9 protein-coding genes are annotated in these 16,160 nt (G+C 63.6%); 6 read left to right on the forward strand and 3 right to left on the reverse strand.

The features are described 5' to 3' along the window. Positions 1 to 48: 48 nt before the first annotated feature. The 3 genes from IPP90_05445 to IPP90_05455 are packed head-to-tail and all read right to left on the reverse strand — an operon-like array spanning position 49 to position 3,712. The gene (locus IPP90_05445) at positions 49 to 840 is read right to left on the reverse strand and encodes an ABC transporter permease (GenBank protein MBL0170168.1); all 792 of its coding nucleotides are present in this window, start codon (positions 838 to 840) and stop codon (positions 49 to 51) included. Next, positions 840 to 1,946, reverse strand: coding sequence for an LptF/LptG family permease (locus IPP90_05450; GenBank protein ID MBL0170169.1), 1,107 nt, complete (start codon positions 1,944 to 1,946; stop codon positions 840 to 842). Before IPP90_05450 ends, IPP90_05445 begins: the two co-directional genes overlap by 1 nt. Continuing rightward, positions 1,943 to 3,712: an LptF/LptG family permease gene (locus tag IPP90_05455; protein ID MBL0170170.1), complete on the reverse strand. Its 1,770-nt coding sequence runs from the start codon at positions 3,710 to 3,712 to the stop codon at positions 1,943 to 1,945. Before IPP90_05455 ends, IPP90_05450 begins: the two co-directional genes overlap by 4 nt. Before the next feature lie 187 nt (positions 3,713 to 3,899). Between IPP90_05455 and sprA the strand changes: the two genes are divergently transcribed. From sprA to IPP90_05485, 6 genes are all read left to right on the forward strand, one after another. Then, positions 3,900 to 10,403, forward strand: a complete 6,504-nt coding sequence (gene sprA / locus IPP90_05460) for a cell surface protein SprA (GenBank protein MBL0170171.1) — start codon at positions 3,900 to 3,902, stop codon at positions 10,401 to 10,403. Between the two features lie 201 nt (positions 10,404 to 10,604). After that, complete coding sequence (locus IPP90_05465; GenBank protein MBL0170172.1) at positions 10,605 to 11,000, forward strand: helix-hairpin-helix domain-containing protein; 396 nt, start codon at positions 10,605 to 10,607, stop codon at positions 10,998 to 11,000. Between the two features lie 84 nt (positions 11,001 to 11,084). Further along, on the forward strand, positions 11,085 to 12,923 hold the full coding sequence (tadA, locus tag IPP90_05470) for a Flp pilus assembly complex ATPase component TadA (protein MBL0170173.1): 1,839 nt from the start codon (positions 11,085 to 11,087) through the stop codon (positions 12,921 to 12,923). 94 nt (positions 12,924 to 13,017) lie between these two features. Beyond that, complete coding sequence (locus tag IPP90_05475) at positions 13,018 to 14,172, forward strand: type IV pilus twitching motility protein PilT (GenBank protein ID MBL0170174.1); 1,155 nt, start codon at positions 13,018 to 13,020, stop codon at positions 14,170 to 14,172. Between the two features lie 82 nt (positions 14,173 to 14,254). Continuing rightward, the gene (locus IPP90_05480) at positions 14,255 to 15,451 is read left to right on the forward strand and encodes a type II secretion system F family protein (GenBank protein ID MBL0170175.1); all 1,197 of its coding nucleotides are present in this window, start codon (positions 14,255 to 14,257) and stop codon (positions 15,449 to 15,451) included. A gap of 223 nt (positions 15,452 to 15,674) precedes the next feature. Then, positions 15,675 to 16,088 carry a hypothetical protein gene (locus tag IPP90_05485; protein ID MBL0170176.1) on the forward strand — a complete coding sequence of 138 codons (414 nt, stop codon included), beginning with the start codon at positions 15,675 to 15,677 and terminating at the stop codon, positions 16,086 to 16,088. Positions 16,089 to 16,160 lie beyond the last annotated feature (72 nt).

The following is a 16,160-nucleotide window of genomic DNA, read 5'->3' on the forward strand; positions in this document are numbered from 1 at the left end:
AGGCGAAATGGAAAACGGGGAACGGCCGCGAGCGGGCGCGCTGAATGGTCATGCTTGAATGAACGGTGCGAAGACGGCGGCCACAATTGCGTCGAGCACGAGGATCGAGACGGACGCGATGACGACGGCAAGGGCGGTTGAACGTCCCACACCTTCGGCGCCGGCCTCGGTGACGTATCCCTCGTAGGAGCACACAAACGCGATCGCGCCGCCGAAGCAGACGGCCTTGATCAGCGAATAGACCACCTGAAATTCGGTGAAGGCCAGTCGCAGCCCGTCCAGGAAATCAGAGGTGCGCACGTCGGTGGCCATCACCAGGGTCGCCCACGCGCTGAGGATGGCGGTGGCGTTGGCAATGATGGTGAGCGCCGGAATCATCACCAGCGCGGCGAGGAGTCGCGGGAGCGCCAGATAGGCCACCGGATCGAATGACAGGGTCTCCAGCGCATCGATCTGCTCGGTCACGCGCATGGTGCCGATTTCCGCCGTCATGCGGGCGCCCACGCGACCTGTCAGCACCAGGGCGGTCAGCAGGGGCCCCAGTTCGAGCACGATGCTCTGCCGGACGATGAGGCCCACCACCGACAGCTGCACGCCGGGGAACAGTTGATAGCGTGTCTGAAACGCCGTCACGCCGCCCAGAAAGGCCGCGACGATGGCGGCCAGTGGCAGCGACTCTACGCCGATGCGTTGCATCTGCCGGATTGTTTCCGGTGCCCAGGTGCCAGGCTCGCGCAGACCGCGCGCGATGTCTCGCGCAAAGTACGCGCGCTTGCCCAGGGAACGGAGCAATCCGGCAGTGCGCTTGTAGGCCGCGCGCACCACGATCCCGACCGGCATCAGGTCCGCACGCGGGCCAGCAGGACAATCGCGAGCAGCCCAACCAGTACGTTGGGCATCCACGCGGCGAGTTCGGGTTGCATCAACCCTTTCCCGCCTACGGCCTTGGTCAGCTGAATAAGCACGAGGAACAATACGGTAGTGGCCAAGCTGATCGCCACACCAAAGGCGGCACCCCCGCGTTGCGAGCTGGTGGCCAGCGGGGCCCCGAAGAGTGCGATGATGATGCACGTGACCGGGATGGCGATCTTCAGCATCCGCTCCACCTTGAGCAGGTTCACCTCGGCGCCCGAGCGCTCGAGAGCCCGGATGAACGTGGTGAGCTGGGCGAAATTCATTTCGGTCGGCTCACGCTCGGTGGCCCGCAGTTCATCCGGCGATTCCTTGAGCCGCCGGTCGAGGATCGAATCGAATCCGAAGGCCAGATCGATGGAATCGTTGGGGAGCACATGGAGCTGACCCTTCTGCAGCATCCATCCGCCCTTGCTGGTCCACCGACCGCTGTCTGCGGCAATCAGCAACCCCGCCCGGAGCTTCGAGCCCCGCTCCTCGACCTCGACGCGTTCCACGCGGCGCTTCTCGGTATCGAGCGAATAGATGCGGTAGACGCGCCCCATGTCGTTGGCGAACGCGAAATTGTAGCGCGCTGTCTCACGGAATTCGCTGCGGCCGGCCAACAACTTGAGACGTTTGGAATTGGCCGGTGGTGCCACCTCGCTGAACACCAGGCCGATGCCGGTGGCGAAGGTGGCCATCAGCAGGATCGGCGCAATGAAGCGATAGAAGCTGATGCCCGAGGCCTTGGCCGCCGTGATCTCGGCGTACCGCGTGAAGGTGCCTATGGAGAAGACCGTCGCAAACAGCACGGCGGCCGGCAACACCATGAAGAGCGTATCGGGGATCCAGTAGAAGTAGCTCATGGCGACGGCCTGATACGTGAGCTTCTTCTCCGTGTACTTCCGGAGGTTGTCCACCAGGTCGATGACAAACACCAGCACCGGGAACCCGGCCACCGTCACGAAAAAGATGCGCGCAAATTCGGCGGCCACATAGCGGTCAAGCGGCGTGATGAGACGCGCACGCCCGGATGGACGCGTGTCACTCATACGGCGGCCGCCCGTTCGCGGGCGAGCGTTCGGCGCACCGCCCGGTCGCGCCACCATTCGCGAAGTCCGCCGCCACGCGAACTGTCGGTGGTGGATTCGACGCGCCAGAGCATCATGATGCCCACGAGCGTGAAGATCACATTGGCAATCCACATGGCGACCGACGCGGGCAGTCGACCCTTGTCGGCGAGCGCCTCCCCCGCCATCAGGCACACGTAGTACAGGCCGAACACCACGATGCTGACCCCGAGGGTGACGCCCACGCCGCCGCGCGGAAAGCGGAGCGCGATAGGCGGACCAAACAGCACGAACACGAGGCAGGCGAACGACAGCGCGAACTTCTTGTGGATTTCCACCGCCAGGCTGTCCAACGATTCGCGCGACTCGGTCAACTGCATGTTGGCCGCCATCATGGATCCGCGATACAACTCGGTGGTGTCGATATTGGAGGGCAGCGCGGGAGCGGGAACGGGGGCCGGCTGCACACCGGTGGAGGGGGCTATTCCGAGCGCGGAGTCGGCGCGGGCCTGCGTGACCGGCGCGCCAGGTGTTGGCTGGCCGGGCACCGGGGCGGGGACCACGCCCGGCTGTGCAACCGGCGAGGGTGTCGGGGGTACGGGCTGCTGCACCGTCGGCTGTTGCTGCACCGGTGGCTGTTGCTGTCCTGCTGGCGGCTGCACCGGCGGTTGCTGCACCGGTTGTTGTTGTACCGGTGGCTGTTGTACCGGTGGCTGTTGTACCGGTGGCTGTTGCACCGGCGGCTGCGATCCCGAATCTCCAACCCCCTGCGCGTGCGCCGCCTTCACTCCCAGCAGCGACGGCAACGTGACACAATAGAACTGCGCGAGCTTTTCGCGTGCCGGTCGGTCGCGGGGGGCCTTGATGGTTTTGGTCCCGGCCTTGACCAGTCGGCTGGCGTACATGATGTACTCCTTCCGGATCCGCGTGTACTCCATGGCCGACGTGCGGTACTTCTGATCCATTTCGCACACGGACATCTCGCGGTCGCCCTTGTACATGTCCGACCGGGACGATTCGAAGTTTTGCGTGATGCCTCGCACCTGCACCACCTGACTGCGGAAGTACGTTCGCTGGAAACGGCGGGCATCGCCCTTCACGAATTCCTGCGACCGTCCGTCGTACAGCATGAGCTGCAGGTCCTTCCCGTTCGGGGCCAGCAGAAACAGGCCGCTATCCGCATAGATGGTCTTGCGTTCCGGACCTTTGGTGAGGTCATAGATCACCACGTCCCACATTCTATTGGTGGCGGCATCGCTGCGGGCCACGCGCATGAAGAACTGTTCGGTGATGGCATTCAACACCTGATCGCGCAGGGCCAGCGTGGGCTTGGTCCGCGCGATGTCCTGCTGCAAAATGCGCAGCCGATGGTTGGCGCGCGGCAGGACCTGATCGTTGAACGCCACCATGACCAGCGACAGCAGGAAGGCGCATACGAGCACGGGGAACATGAGCGACCGCACCCGCACGCCGCTGGCCTTGAACGCGGTGATCTCGTGTTCCGCCGCCATGCGGCCAAACGCGTACAGCGTGGCCACCAGCACCGCCATGGGCAAGGTCATCGCCACGGTGAAGGGCAGCGACAGCACGAAGAACTGGGCGATGGCTTTCCACGGCAAGCCCTTGCCGGCCAGATTGGCCAGCTGGCGCGCGACGTACTGCAGCATGAGCAGCGACGTCAGCGCACTGAGGGCAAACACGAGGGGGCCGACGTGCTCGCGCACGACGTAGCGGGTGACAAGCTTCACGACGTAAATTCCTCGCTCACTACCGGCATTATCAAGGGCGCGTCCGCAGATGGGTTCATGAACTGTGCGTGATGGGGCAGAGGGGGAGTTCCATGTAACGCGCGCTCAGGACCCCGTGTCCGCGAGTTCCGCAGTGCCCCTGCGTTCGCTGGGGCGGCCGCTGCTCGTACCCCACGATCGGAGATCGGTGCGCCGTTCGCAGTGCCAGAGGCCCGGTGGCCGATATGAAGCGACTCGGCGCCTCGCTCGCAAGCTCGGCGTGCTGGTTGGCGGTTTCTGCCTGACGCTGGGGGCCGGGCGTCGGATTCAGGCCCAGGCCGGGCCGGAAGGCTCCACCCCTGGACTGGCCATTGCCGGCCTCCGCCTGCGTTCGGTCGGCGATACCCTGGTGCTCAAGACGCTGCCCCGATTCGGCGTGCTGCGCGACGGGCTGGTGTACCGACCCGACCCGGCGCAGGTGGCCGACAAGCTGGTGGCGGCGGCCAGACGTCGCAGCGAACTTCTGGCGGTCACGCGCTGGATGTCGGTGGTGCAGACCCCGCTGCTGGCCCGTCCCGATTCGATACGGGTTGCCGTGAGGCCCCCCAACGATAGTGGCCCGACACCCGGTGCCCTGGTGCCCTTGGTGCCACAGGGCGGCGCCGACGCCCGCAATCGCATTGGCGGGGCCGATTTCCTCAACAATGTGGCCGACCTCGGCATCAATCTCGATACGCGACTCGAGTCCAAGCTGGTACGCACCCGCAACCTGCGCTGCACCGCCGCGCAGCTGACGATCCTTGGCAACAACTGCACGGGCTCGTTCCAGCCTTCGTTCGACTATCAGTTCAACCTGCGCACCGGCGGTGTGATCGCCAATCGGGTGCATCTGAATGTCGACTACGACTCGCAGCGCGAATTCGACGCCTCCAACAACATCTCGGTCTACTATGAAGGCAAGACCGATGAATGGCTGCAACGCCTGGAAGTCGGCAACGTCAGCTTTCAGGCGCCGCCGTCCCGATTTCTGACGTCGGGGATTCCGGCGGGCAACTATGGCGTCCAGGCGCGCGGGCAATTCGGGCCGATGCGCTTCACGTCCATTGGCGCGCAGCAGAAGGGCAATGTGTCGAAGGACAATGTGTTCACCGTGGGGGAACGCACCCAGCAGGAAGTCGATCGCCCCATCGAGGACATCCAGATCGAAACTCGGCGGTTCTTCTTCACCATCGATCCCCGGCAGTTGCCGGGGTATCCCAACGTGGACTTGCTGAACCGCCAGCAGATGCAGCAATTGGCGGCCGCCTTGCCGGACTCGATCCGCCCGGCGCGCGTGTACGTGTATCGGCAACTCATTGGCGCCTCCAATCAGAATCCCCGGGGGCCGCAGTTCTCGGTGCGCGGCGCGCGCAATCCGGCGCGGCAAACGTATGAGGTGCTGCGGGAAAACGTCGACTACTATCTCGATCCGTCGGGGTTGTGGATTGCGCTGGTGCGACCGCTGCAGGTGAATGGCGAACGACTGGCCGTGGCCTATGAAGTGAGCAACGGCGGCGTGCCGGGGCGCAATGTGAGCACCGGGGGCACGCCGGACATCGAGTTCACCGACGCGCCGCAGTTTGCCAACCTGCTGTGGGAGCCGGAACTGCAGCCCACGCTTTCGGAGTACTTCTTCCGCGAGATCAAGTCGGTCTATCGATTGGGCGGCGAAGATCTGCAGCGGGAGTCGGTGGCGCTCAAGCTGGTCACGGGGTTGTCGGGAGATCAGGAGAAGCCGTTCGATTCGTCGCGCGGCGAAACGTATCTGCAGATGTTCGGCCTGTCGCAGGCCACCAACCCCACGGCGTTCGACGTGGAGAATCGCGTGTGGCCGCGCCCCAGTGATCCCAATTACTCGGCGGCCAGCGGCGGGCGCGACAAGCTGATTCGCGACTACTTCGTGTTCTTCCCGTCGGTGCAGCCATTTGCCCGCGCCGGGCTGGCGCAACCGGCCGCCAATCCGGCCAACGACACGCTGTACCGTTATCCCAACGAGTATCTGTATTCGGCCCAGCGTCCGCAGGCCATTTACCGCATGGTCGTGCGCTATCTCTCGGAAGGTGGCGCGTCGCAGTACAGTGTGCGGTTGAACAGCCTGCAAGTGCGGCCCAACTCCGAGCGCGTGTCGGTGGATGGCCGCGTACTGGAACGCGACGTCGACTACAAGATCGAGTACGAGTTGGGCACCATTGCCTTTACGCGCGGCGACACGCTGTTTCCGCGTCCGCGACAGGTGACCGTGCGCTACGAGGAGAATCCGCTGTTCGCGTCGGCGCCCATCACCATTCTGGGATTCGCGTCGCAGTTTCCGCTGGAGAACGGGCAACTGTCGTTCACGGCCATCTCGCAGCAGCAGCGCTCGGGCTACAATCGGCCACCACTGGGTTTCGAGCCCACCGGATCGTTCGTGGCGGGCGTCACCGGCAACATGGCATGGGACGCCACTCTGCTCAACCGTCTGGTGCGCAAGCTGCCATTCGGGTCGGGGACGACACGGTCGCGGCTGGCGGTGCAGGGAGAGTTCGCCATGAGCAAGCCGCAGCCGAATTCCGCCGGCCAGGCGTACCTGGAATCGTTCGAGGGCGACGCCGGCATTGGCATCTCGTTGTCCGAGGCCGCGTGGTACTACAGCTCCCGCCCGGCGCTGGGCAGCGTGCTGCCGGGGCTCATTGGCGCCTCCACGCTCAATCTCAATCGGGCCGGCACCATCGCCTATCAGAACAACGGCGTGGACGGCGTCGGCAACTATGTGCAGTACAGCATCAACCAGATTGACCCGGCCGTGCGCGATACGGGCGGTGGTTTTCAGTCGGCCGAACAGTTGCTGTGGATGACGCTGTATCCATTGCACACGGGAGGCATTTTCGATTTCGAGCCGGGCACCAGCAAACGACGTTTCGCGTGGACCGTTGGCGACAACTCCCTGTTGGGCACGACGCCCACCGGTCGACGCTGGCGCTCGATCCGGACGGTGCTCAATCCCAGCGGCGCTGATCTGTCGCGCATCGAGAACATCGAGTTCTTCGTGCTGGTGCAGTCCGAACAGAGCAAGCTGCGACGCAATCCCACCCTGGTGTTCGACTTCGGTGAGATCAGCGAGAATAGCGTGGCATTCGCGCCAGAGACGCTGACCATCAAGCCACCGTTACGCAACGGGCTGCCTGTCGATTCCACCTATCGCGGGAAACGCCTGGTGGGCTACGATCGGTTCGACTCCGAACGCGATCCGTTCTCGCGCGCGTTCAACGCCGTGGAAAACGACAAGGGGCTGGCGGGAGACGTGGCCGATACCCTGGTCATTGTCGATCGGACCGGTGCGAGTCCGATCACCACGACGGCCAACAAGATTGCGCTCTGCACACAGGCGGTGTCGGTGGTGCAGGTGCTGGGCGACAGCCGCGCCGTTTGCTCGGCCCGCAACAACCGGCTGGATGAAGAGGATATCGATCTGGACGGACAGCTCAATCTGCCGTCGTCCAGCATCGACAACGAACAGTTCCGGCGATTCGCCGTTGACTTGAGCGACAGGCGCAATTGGACGCGCACGGGCAAGTGTTTCGCGCAGTCAGACTCGTCATCCGGCACCATTGTCGCCGACAGCGTGTGCTGGGTCCAGGTGCGTCTCAACTGGCGCGCGCCGCTGGAAGAGCTCAACAATCCCAATGAGCGCCGCATGCGCGCGATGCGCCTGACGATGGTGTCCAGCGCCCAATCGCTGGACGATGATTTCGCGCGCGTGGCGCTGGCCAGGTTCAAGCTCGTGGGCGCGCCGTGGCTCAAGCGGGCCGATCGCCCCATCAGCGGCGCGGCCGGCGACTCCAGCGCGCTCACCAATGGCTACGTGATTGCCAGTGTGGTGGGCACGCTCGATTCCTCGGCTGTATTGCCGTACACACCGCCGCCGGGTGTCATCGAAGCGCCGGAGAACCGGTTGTCCGGCTACGAAAACACCCGCGTACAGATCAACGAGCGGGCATTGCGGTTGCAGACGGGCATACCGGGACAGCAGTTCCGCACGTTCGATCGCGCCGAGGCGTTCTTTCGGTTTCCTGAGGGCACCAAGTCCTTCATGGGGTACAAGACGCTGCGCCTGTGGATGCGCGGTCGCGGTAATGGATGGGGCCCGTCGGGTGAGCTGAATGGTTACGTGAAGATCGGGCGGGACGAGCACAACTTCTATATGTACCGCACACCGGTGAACGTCGGCCCGGCGCAGAGTGCGTGGGACCCGGAGGTGCGCGTCGATCTGACCCGCTTTCAGTTCCTGCGCGCTCAACTGGAAAACAACTTCCTGAAAGGCTCGGCCGATTCATTGGCGTGCAGCGGCACCGATCTGGAACTCATCCGACGCTCGGGGTTGCCACGTGGACTCACCGTGCGACGCTACGCGGTGTGTCAGGACGGATACATCGTGTACAGCGCCGACCCCAGCGTGACACCGCCCAATCTGGCCGGCGTGCAGGAACTTGCCGTGGGTATTGTGCGCGTGGACAGTGTACCTCGTGGCGGCGCAGGCATTCTGCCCAATGATACGCTGGAACTGTGGGTGAATGATGTGCGGCTTGCCGATGTGGTTGACGCCGTGGGTTTTGCAGGCGAAGTGGGCATGTCGATGAACGTGGGCGACCTGGCTGATGTTCGCGTGAACATGAGTCGGCGCGATCCCAATTTTCGGCAGCTTGGCGAGAATCCCAGCTTTCTCACCACCAGTGGGGTGAGCATCGGCACGACGTTGCATCTGGAGCGCATGCTGCCGGCCAAGCTCGGGCTGGTGATGCCGTTCAATATCGACTATGCCGGTGCCGGGATCGATCAACTGTTCATCAATCGATCCGACATCCGCGCCAGCGGTATCGAGGGGCTGCGCAATCCACGGGACAAGCGCATGAACTACTCGGTGGCGCTGCGTCGGGCGGCGCCGCTCACGCGAGGGTGGTATGCGCCGGTACTGAACGGACTCGCGCTGTCGGGTGCCTGGTCGGCGGGGCAAACGCAGAGCGCATTCCAAACCGGCAGCCAGTCCAACTACGTCATGGGCGCCACACTGGACCTGAGCGATGATCGTCGCGAGGGGCATCTCCCACGCATTGTCGACCGGTTCTTCGGCGTCCTGCCGAAATTCATGCGCGAGAGCAATGCGGTGAAGGGACTGCGAGGTCAGAGCTACCGCTGGCAACCCACACAATTCCGGCTCACCAGTTCGCTGGCGCGCAACGCCAATTCCACCACCAGTTTCACCAAGGCGGCGACGGCGCTGTCGGATACGGGGCGGGTGATCACGGGGCTGAATCACGTTTGGGTGAACGCGGCGCGACTGGAATTCCGGCCCACCGTGGGATTGACCGGCAGTGTGGACGCGCGGCAGGTGCTTGACCTGCGCGACTATCGGAGCCTGGCGTTGGGCGCCGACAGCACCGATCGTCGTCAGGCGGCCGCGGCCGAACGCCTGCGGGTGCTGGGCGCGTCGGTGGGGCTGGAACAGGAGCGCACACTGACCAGCGGCATCCTGTTTCAGCCGCAGACGTCGTCGTGGGTGCAGCCTCGGTTGGATTTCCGATCGACGTTCCGGCTATCCAAAGATCCCAACGCGCGTGCGCTGTTGCGTGAAGGCGATTCCACCGGTGCGTTTCGTTTGCCACAGCGTCTTGGTGCGGTGCAAAGCCTGACGGCCGGCACGCAACTGCAGTTGGGTCGACTGTTGATGGCGCGCGGCAGCGACAAGTCGCTGGTGCACAAATTCGGGAAGATGTTTGCGCCGGCGGACCTCACGTGGCAGCGCGATATCACGTCCAACTACGACAACACGGTATACGACCCGGGGCTGGGCTATCAGTTGGGATTGGGTGGGATCGAATCGTTCCGGGGGCTCACCAACAACCGGTTGGCGTCCACGGCGGGGCGTGTGCAGAGCTTCAGCGCCATTGGTGCGCTCAACCTGCCGCTGTCCATCAACGTGCAGTCGCGATTCGAGCGTGGTACCACGGAAACATGGACGCGGCGGGTACTGGACGGATTTCAGGCGCTCATTACCAGCAAACGTCGCACCTATCCGGACGTGAATGTACGGTGGTCATGGCGACCCACGCACTTCACCAAGGTGATATCCATGGTGTCGATCAACGGCCGTTACGTGGTGAGCGAGCAGGAAACCATGGTGCCGAACGAAACAGGCGGTCTGGCGGACCGGAGTCGGACGACCTCGCGGAGTCAGCCAATCTTTGGATCGATCACATGGAAGTTTCTTGGCGACCTCACCACCAACGGGTCCATGGACCGCACGCATAGCGAGGATGCGCGCCCAGGCTCACTCACGTTGAGCGATACCCGGAAGATGTCGTTCGATCTCGCGCGCAACGTCCCGCTGCCCAAGAAGTGGAACACGCGCACCGGCAAGATGCGCCTACGCATGTCGTACCAGAGTGAGGAGACGGTGGCGACGGTGGGCGGCGCGACCGATGCCGCGCTGGCCACGGAGCCCACGTTTTCGGTGCTGACCAACAACGGTCGCCGGGCGTTCAACCTGAATGCCGATACCGATTTGTCGGAGCTGCTCACGTTCAGTCTGACGGGGTCGCAGATCCTGACATTCGACCGGAACTACAATCGTCGGCTGTCCAACATGGTACTGAGCGTAGTGTTTCGATTGCGGTTCTTTGCGGGGGAGTTGAAGTAGCCCCGCACGACTTGCACTACGGCAGACCCGCCCGCAATGAATCGGTGACAGTGGTTGAGCGTCGTCAGGCTATCCTGCGCGATGCCAACCGTCGCCGAACGCAACGCCTTGCTGTTTCTGGCCACCGTCGCCCTGGTGGGTGGCGGGGTCCGCATGGCGGGCACATCGCGTTTCGCCCGGGAGATCGACGGGGCCGAACGCATGGTGGGAGGCGCGCCCAGTGCGTCGGTGGGCGATCGTGCCCTGGCGTCGCAAATTGCGGCCATCGATTCGGCCCGCGCGGCGAAGGGCACCCGCGCGTCCCGTCCCGGCCGAACGCGGCGCCCGGAGGCGTCCGGGCCAGAGTCCAGTTCCGCCGGTGAGATGCCGAGAATCTCCAACCGGACAGTGTCGCCACAGCCGCCGGTGTCGGTGGATGTGAACCGCGCCACGCAGGCGGAACTCGAGCGGCTCCCGCGAGTCGGGCCGGCCCTCGCGGGTCGGATCATCAGCTGGCGGGAGCAACACGGCCCGTTCCGGTCGCTGGAAGACCTCCGTCACGTGCGCGGCATCGGACCGGCCACCGCCGCCTTGCTGGCGCCGGCGGTGACGTTTTGAGGCTGGCACCGTCCATTCCAGTGTGAGGCGTACTCCGCGTCTCATGACACCGCGCGCTTCATGCCCTGACGATCCCTTCCCAGTATGGCTGCTCCCGCTCCCCTTCAAAGCCGGGCCACTGAACGGCTTGGCGACATGCTCGTGCGTGAGGGCCTGCTCACTCGTGAGCAGCTGGCAAAGGCCCTCCAGGAGCAGGCGCAGAACCCCGGTCAGCGACTCGGCCTGACCGTGGTCAAGTTGGGAATGGTGCCGGAGACCGAGGTGGTGCGCATGCTGGCGCGCCAATATCGGATGCCCGCGGTCGACCTGTCGCGTTTTGAAATCGATACCCGGCTGCTCAAGCTGATCCCGGCCGAGTTGGCGTCCAAGCACACCGTGCTGCCGCTCAAGCGCGATGGTCGCCAGTTGACGGTGGCGATTGCCGATCCCACGGCGATGGGCGTGGTGGACGACCTCAAGTTCATCACGCGCTACGATATTGTCCCGGTGCTGGCCGGCGAGTTCTCGATGCGCGCGGCCATCGAAAAGCACTACGAAGCAAATGAAATCCAGATGCAGACGCTGCTGCAGGATATCGCGGCGGACGATGACGATGTGGAGGTGCTGGAAACGCAGGACGATGTCGTCGATGCGAATGTGCTGGCGGCCCAGGTTGATGAGGCGCCCGTCGTCAAGCTCATCAACGCGATCCTGACCAACGCCGTGAACAAGGGCGCATCGGACATTCACTTCGAGTGCTTCGAGCACGAACTGCGGGTGCGGTATCGCATTGACGGCGCGCTCAGCGAAGTCATGAAGCCGCCCCTCAAGATGCGCGCGGCGCTCATCTCGCGCTTCAAAATCATGGCGCAGCTGAATATCGCCGAACGGCGCGTGCCGCAGGACGGGCGCATCAAGCTGAAAGTCGGACGCAAGGTCATCGACTTCCGCGTCAGTTCGCTGCCTACGCTGTTCGGCGAAAAGATCGTGCTGCGAATTCTCGACAAGGGCAACCTGACCCTGGAGCTCGAGAAGTTCGGCATCGAACCGCGCGCCGAACGCGAGCTGATGGAGGCGATCTCCAACCCGTACGGCATGGTGCTGGTGACCGGGCCCACCGGATCGGGCAAGACGACCACACTGTATTCCGCCCTGTCCAAGATCAACAACGGCGACGTCAATATCATGACCGCCGAAGATCCGGTGGAATACAACCTGTTCGGCATCAATCAGGTGCAGGTGCGCACCGAAATCGGCATGTCGTTCGCGGCCGCGCTGAAGGCGTTCCTGCGTCAGGACCCCAACGTCATCATGGTGGGCGAAATCCGGGACCTGGAGACGGGCGGCATCGCCATCAAGGCGGCGCTCACCGGCCACATGGTGATGAGCACGCTGCACACGAATTCCGCGCCGGAAACCATCACGCGGTTGCTGGACATGGGGCTCGAGCCGTTCAACGTGGCTTCGGCGCTCAACCTGATTCTGGCGCAACGCCTGGTGCGTCGGGTCTGCTCGAACTGCAAGGTCAAGTACGAGCCGGATGACGCCGAGCTGGCGGGCGCCAAGGTCAAGCGCACCACCACCCTGCGCGAACTCCGCTTCACTGAGCAAGTGCTGGCCGATGCCAAAGCTGGGGCGACGTCACATGCCGCCCCGTTCCTGGCCAACCTGTCGCTGGATACAACCGTAGGCGAGTTGCCCTACTTCAAGGGTCATGGGTGTGACACGTGCGGCGGAACGGGACTCAAGGGTCGCCAGGGATTGTACGAAGTCATGTTCCTGACCCCGACCATCAAGAAGCTGGTCATGCAGAACTGCGACGTGCAGGTCCTGCGAGAAGGGGCCATCAGCGAGGGGATGCTGACCCTCCGCATGGATGGCTGGCTCAAGGTCCTGAAGGGCGTCACGACGCTCGATCAGGTCATCCGTGAAACATCAAGTTGATCTGGTGTGACGGTGGGTATCCTCGCTCCCTGCCGTTCGTCCTTCACCGGATGAACCGGGGCCACCTGCACCCCGCCCCGTTCAACACGCCCCGATGACACCTCCCGTCCAATCTCCCGTCTCGCTCCGCACGCTGCTCGATGAAATGATCGAGCGCGATGCGTCCGACCTGCACATCTCCGCCGGCGACCGGCCGAAGCTGCGCGTGGACGGCGATATCATCAACGCCACCATCGAGCACGTGCTGACGCCGCGGGACACGCTGCAGCTGGCGTATTCGGTACTCACGGAAAACCAGAAGAAGCGGTTCGAAATGGAGGACGAGCTGGACTTCTCGTTCGGCATTGCGAACCTGTCCCGTTTCCGCGGCAACGTGTTCAAGCAGCGCGGCTGTGTGAGCATGGTCATCCGGCAGATTCCGTTCCAGATCAAGACCTTTGCCGACCTGCAACTGGCGCCGGTGATTGCCACCTTCGCCGAGCGTCCGCGAGGCCTGGTGCTGGTGACCGGGCCCACCGGATCGGGCAAGAGCACGACGCTGGCGGCGATGATCGACAAGATCAACACCGAGCGGCGCGGGCATATCATCACGGTGGAAGATCCCATCGAGTTCATCCACCGTCACCGCAACTGCATCATCAATCAGCGCGAAGTCGGCGCCGACACCAAGAGCTTCGCCTCGGCGCTCAAGTACGCGTTGCGCGAAGACCCCGATGTCATTCTGATTGGCGAAATGCGCGACCTGGAAACCATCCAGGCGGCGCTGACGATTGCTGAAACGGGTCACCTGGTGTTCGCCACGCTGCACACCAACAGCGCCGCGGAAGCGATCAACCGCATCATCGACGTGTTCCCGGCACACCAACAGAGCCAGGTGCGGGCCCAGCTGGCCTTCGTGCTGGAAGGGATCATTACGCAGGTGCTGCTGCCCAAGACGTCGGGGAAGGGTCGGGCCATGGCCGCCGAAATCCTGGTGGTGACGCCGGCCATTCGCGCGCTCATTCGCGATGACAAGGTGCACCAGATCTACTCCTCGATGCAGTCGGGCAAGAAGTTCGGCATGCAGACCCTGAATGATGCGTTGTACCAACTGTACGTGACACGCATCGTGACGGCCGATGAATGCGTGCGCTCTTCCAGTGATCCGAATGAGTTCCTGCGGATGATTGGCAAGGGGCCGGGGGAAGACGTGAGCGGAGCCGCGCCGGAGCGACGAGGGTCTGAGCGGTTGGTGGGAGGCAGGAAATAGGGGGAGTACCAAGTACCAAGTACCAAGTACTGAGTACTCGGTACTGAGTACTGAGTTTGCATTCATCCTTCAGGAGTCATCGATGGCGACCTTTACCTATACCGCCCGCAATGGCAGCGGCGAGCTGAAAACGGCGACGATCGACGCGCCCAGTCGCGACGAGGCCGTTGCGCAGTTGCGGCGGCAGCGGCTGACCATCATCAAGGTCGACGAGTCCAAGTCGACGCCGAAGAAGAGTCTCGGGTCGATCAAGATGCGCGACATCGTGATCTTCACGCGACAGTTCTCGACGATGATCAACGCCGGCTTGCCGCTGGTGCAGGCGCTGGATATTCTCGCGCGGCAATCCGAGAACAAGGCGCTGCAGGCGGTGGTGCGTGAAGTGGTGTTTGACGTCGAATCGGGCAACACCGTGGCCGATGCCATGAAGAAGCATCCCAAGGCCTTCTCCGACCTGTACACCAACATGGTGGCGGCCGGTGAAGCGGGTGGTATTCTCGACACCATCCTGAATCGCCTGGCCATCTTCATGGAAAAGAACGACGCCCTCGTTCGCAAGGTGAAGGGCGCGATGATCTACCCCACGGTCATCATGTGCGTGGCCGCGTTGTGCGTGGTCATTCTGTTGTGGAAGGTCATCCCGGTGTTCGCCAGCATGTTCGGCAGCGTCGGCATGGAATTGCCCTTGCCTACCCGCGTCGTGATCGGGATGTCAGGGTTCCTCAACGCGTACTGGTGGGCATGCATCCTGGGTATCGCCGGTTTCGGATACTTCATCAAGCAGTACTACGCCACCAATAACGGGCAGTTGGTCATCGACCGCTTCCTGTTGCACGTGCCGGTGCTGGGCGACGTGCTGCGCAAGTCGGCCGTGTCGCGCTTCACCCGCACGCTGGGCACGCTGATTTCGTCCGGCGTGAGCATTCTGGACGGCCTGGAAATCACGGCGCGCACGTCGGGCAACCGCGTGGTGCAGGATGCCATCATGGGCAGTCGCGCCAGCATCGCCGGCGGTGAAACCATTGCCGGTCCCTTGCAGAAATCGGCCGTGTTTCCGCCCATGGTCATCAGCATGATTGCCGTGGGTGAACAGACGGGTGGCCTGGACGAGATGCTCACCAAGATTGCCGACTTCTACGATGACGAAGTCGATGCGGCCGTGAGCGCGCTGCTGTCGCTGCTCGAACCCATCATGATCGTATTCCTTGGCGTGGTGGTGGGCGGCATGATCGTGGCGATGTACCTGCCGATCTTCGACATGGTGAATGCGGTGAAGTAGGGAGGGCGGGGGAGTCGAGAACGGGCGGATCTCCCCACGGAGGTCCGCCCGTTTTGCTCAGGAGACCCACGAGGCCTGTCGGCGAATACCCTACCAAGACATCCGGATACGCCGACTACCCGATTGACCGACCGCGGCATACTCTCTTTGTGGTGCCATCTGAGCCACTGGTGGTTCTGACACAACGCTGAACCGGTCCGAGATGCGAAGATTTCGCCAAGCCATGGCCATGTTGTCCCTGTCCCTGCTGCTGCAGCCGTCGCTGCTGGCCAGCGGGATTGGCTGTGGGGCGACCCTGGTTGGCGAAGGTGATGCGTCGGATCGCGGCGCACCGCACGTCATGGCATCCATGGCTGGCGATGAGACGATGCCGATGGATATGGCCGCATCGGCACCCACCGATCCGTCAGATGCTCCCGCCGAACGTTGCGACACCCCGGGCAGTGGGCGCTCGTGCGACGGGCCAAACATGCCCGACGGCTGCGCCGCCATGGGCTCGTGCGCGTCGCCGCCGCTGGTGACCGTCGCACTGGTTTCGGTGTCGGACGTTCACGTTGTGCGGGCGCGCATGCCCGAACCACTCGCGTTGCCGTCCGGCATCGACGCCTCGCCCGATTCTCTCCCTCCGCGAGCCTAGACTCGCGTGAAGCTCCTCACCGATCGGTGAGTCGAGCGTAGGCATCGCGTTCCGGCCGTGACCCGAACGCAC

It is taken from the genome of Gemmatimonadaceae bacterium (assembly GCA_016720905.1).
Classification (GTDB): Bacteria; Gemmatimonadota; Gemmatimonadetes; order Gemmatimonadales; family Gemmatimonadaceae; genus Gemmatimonas.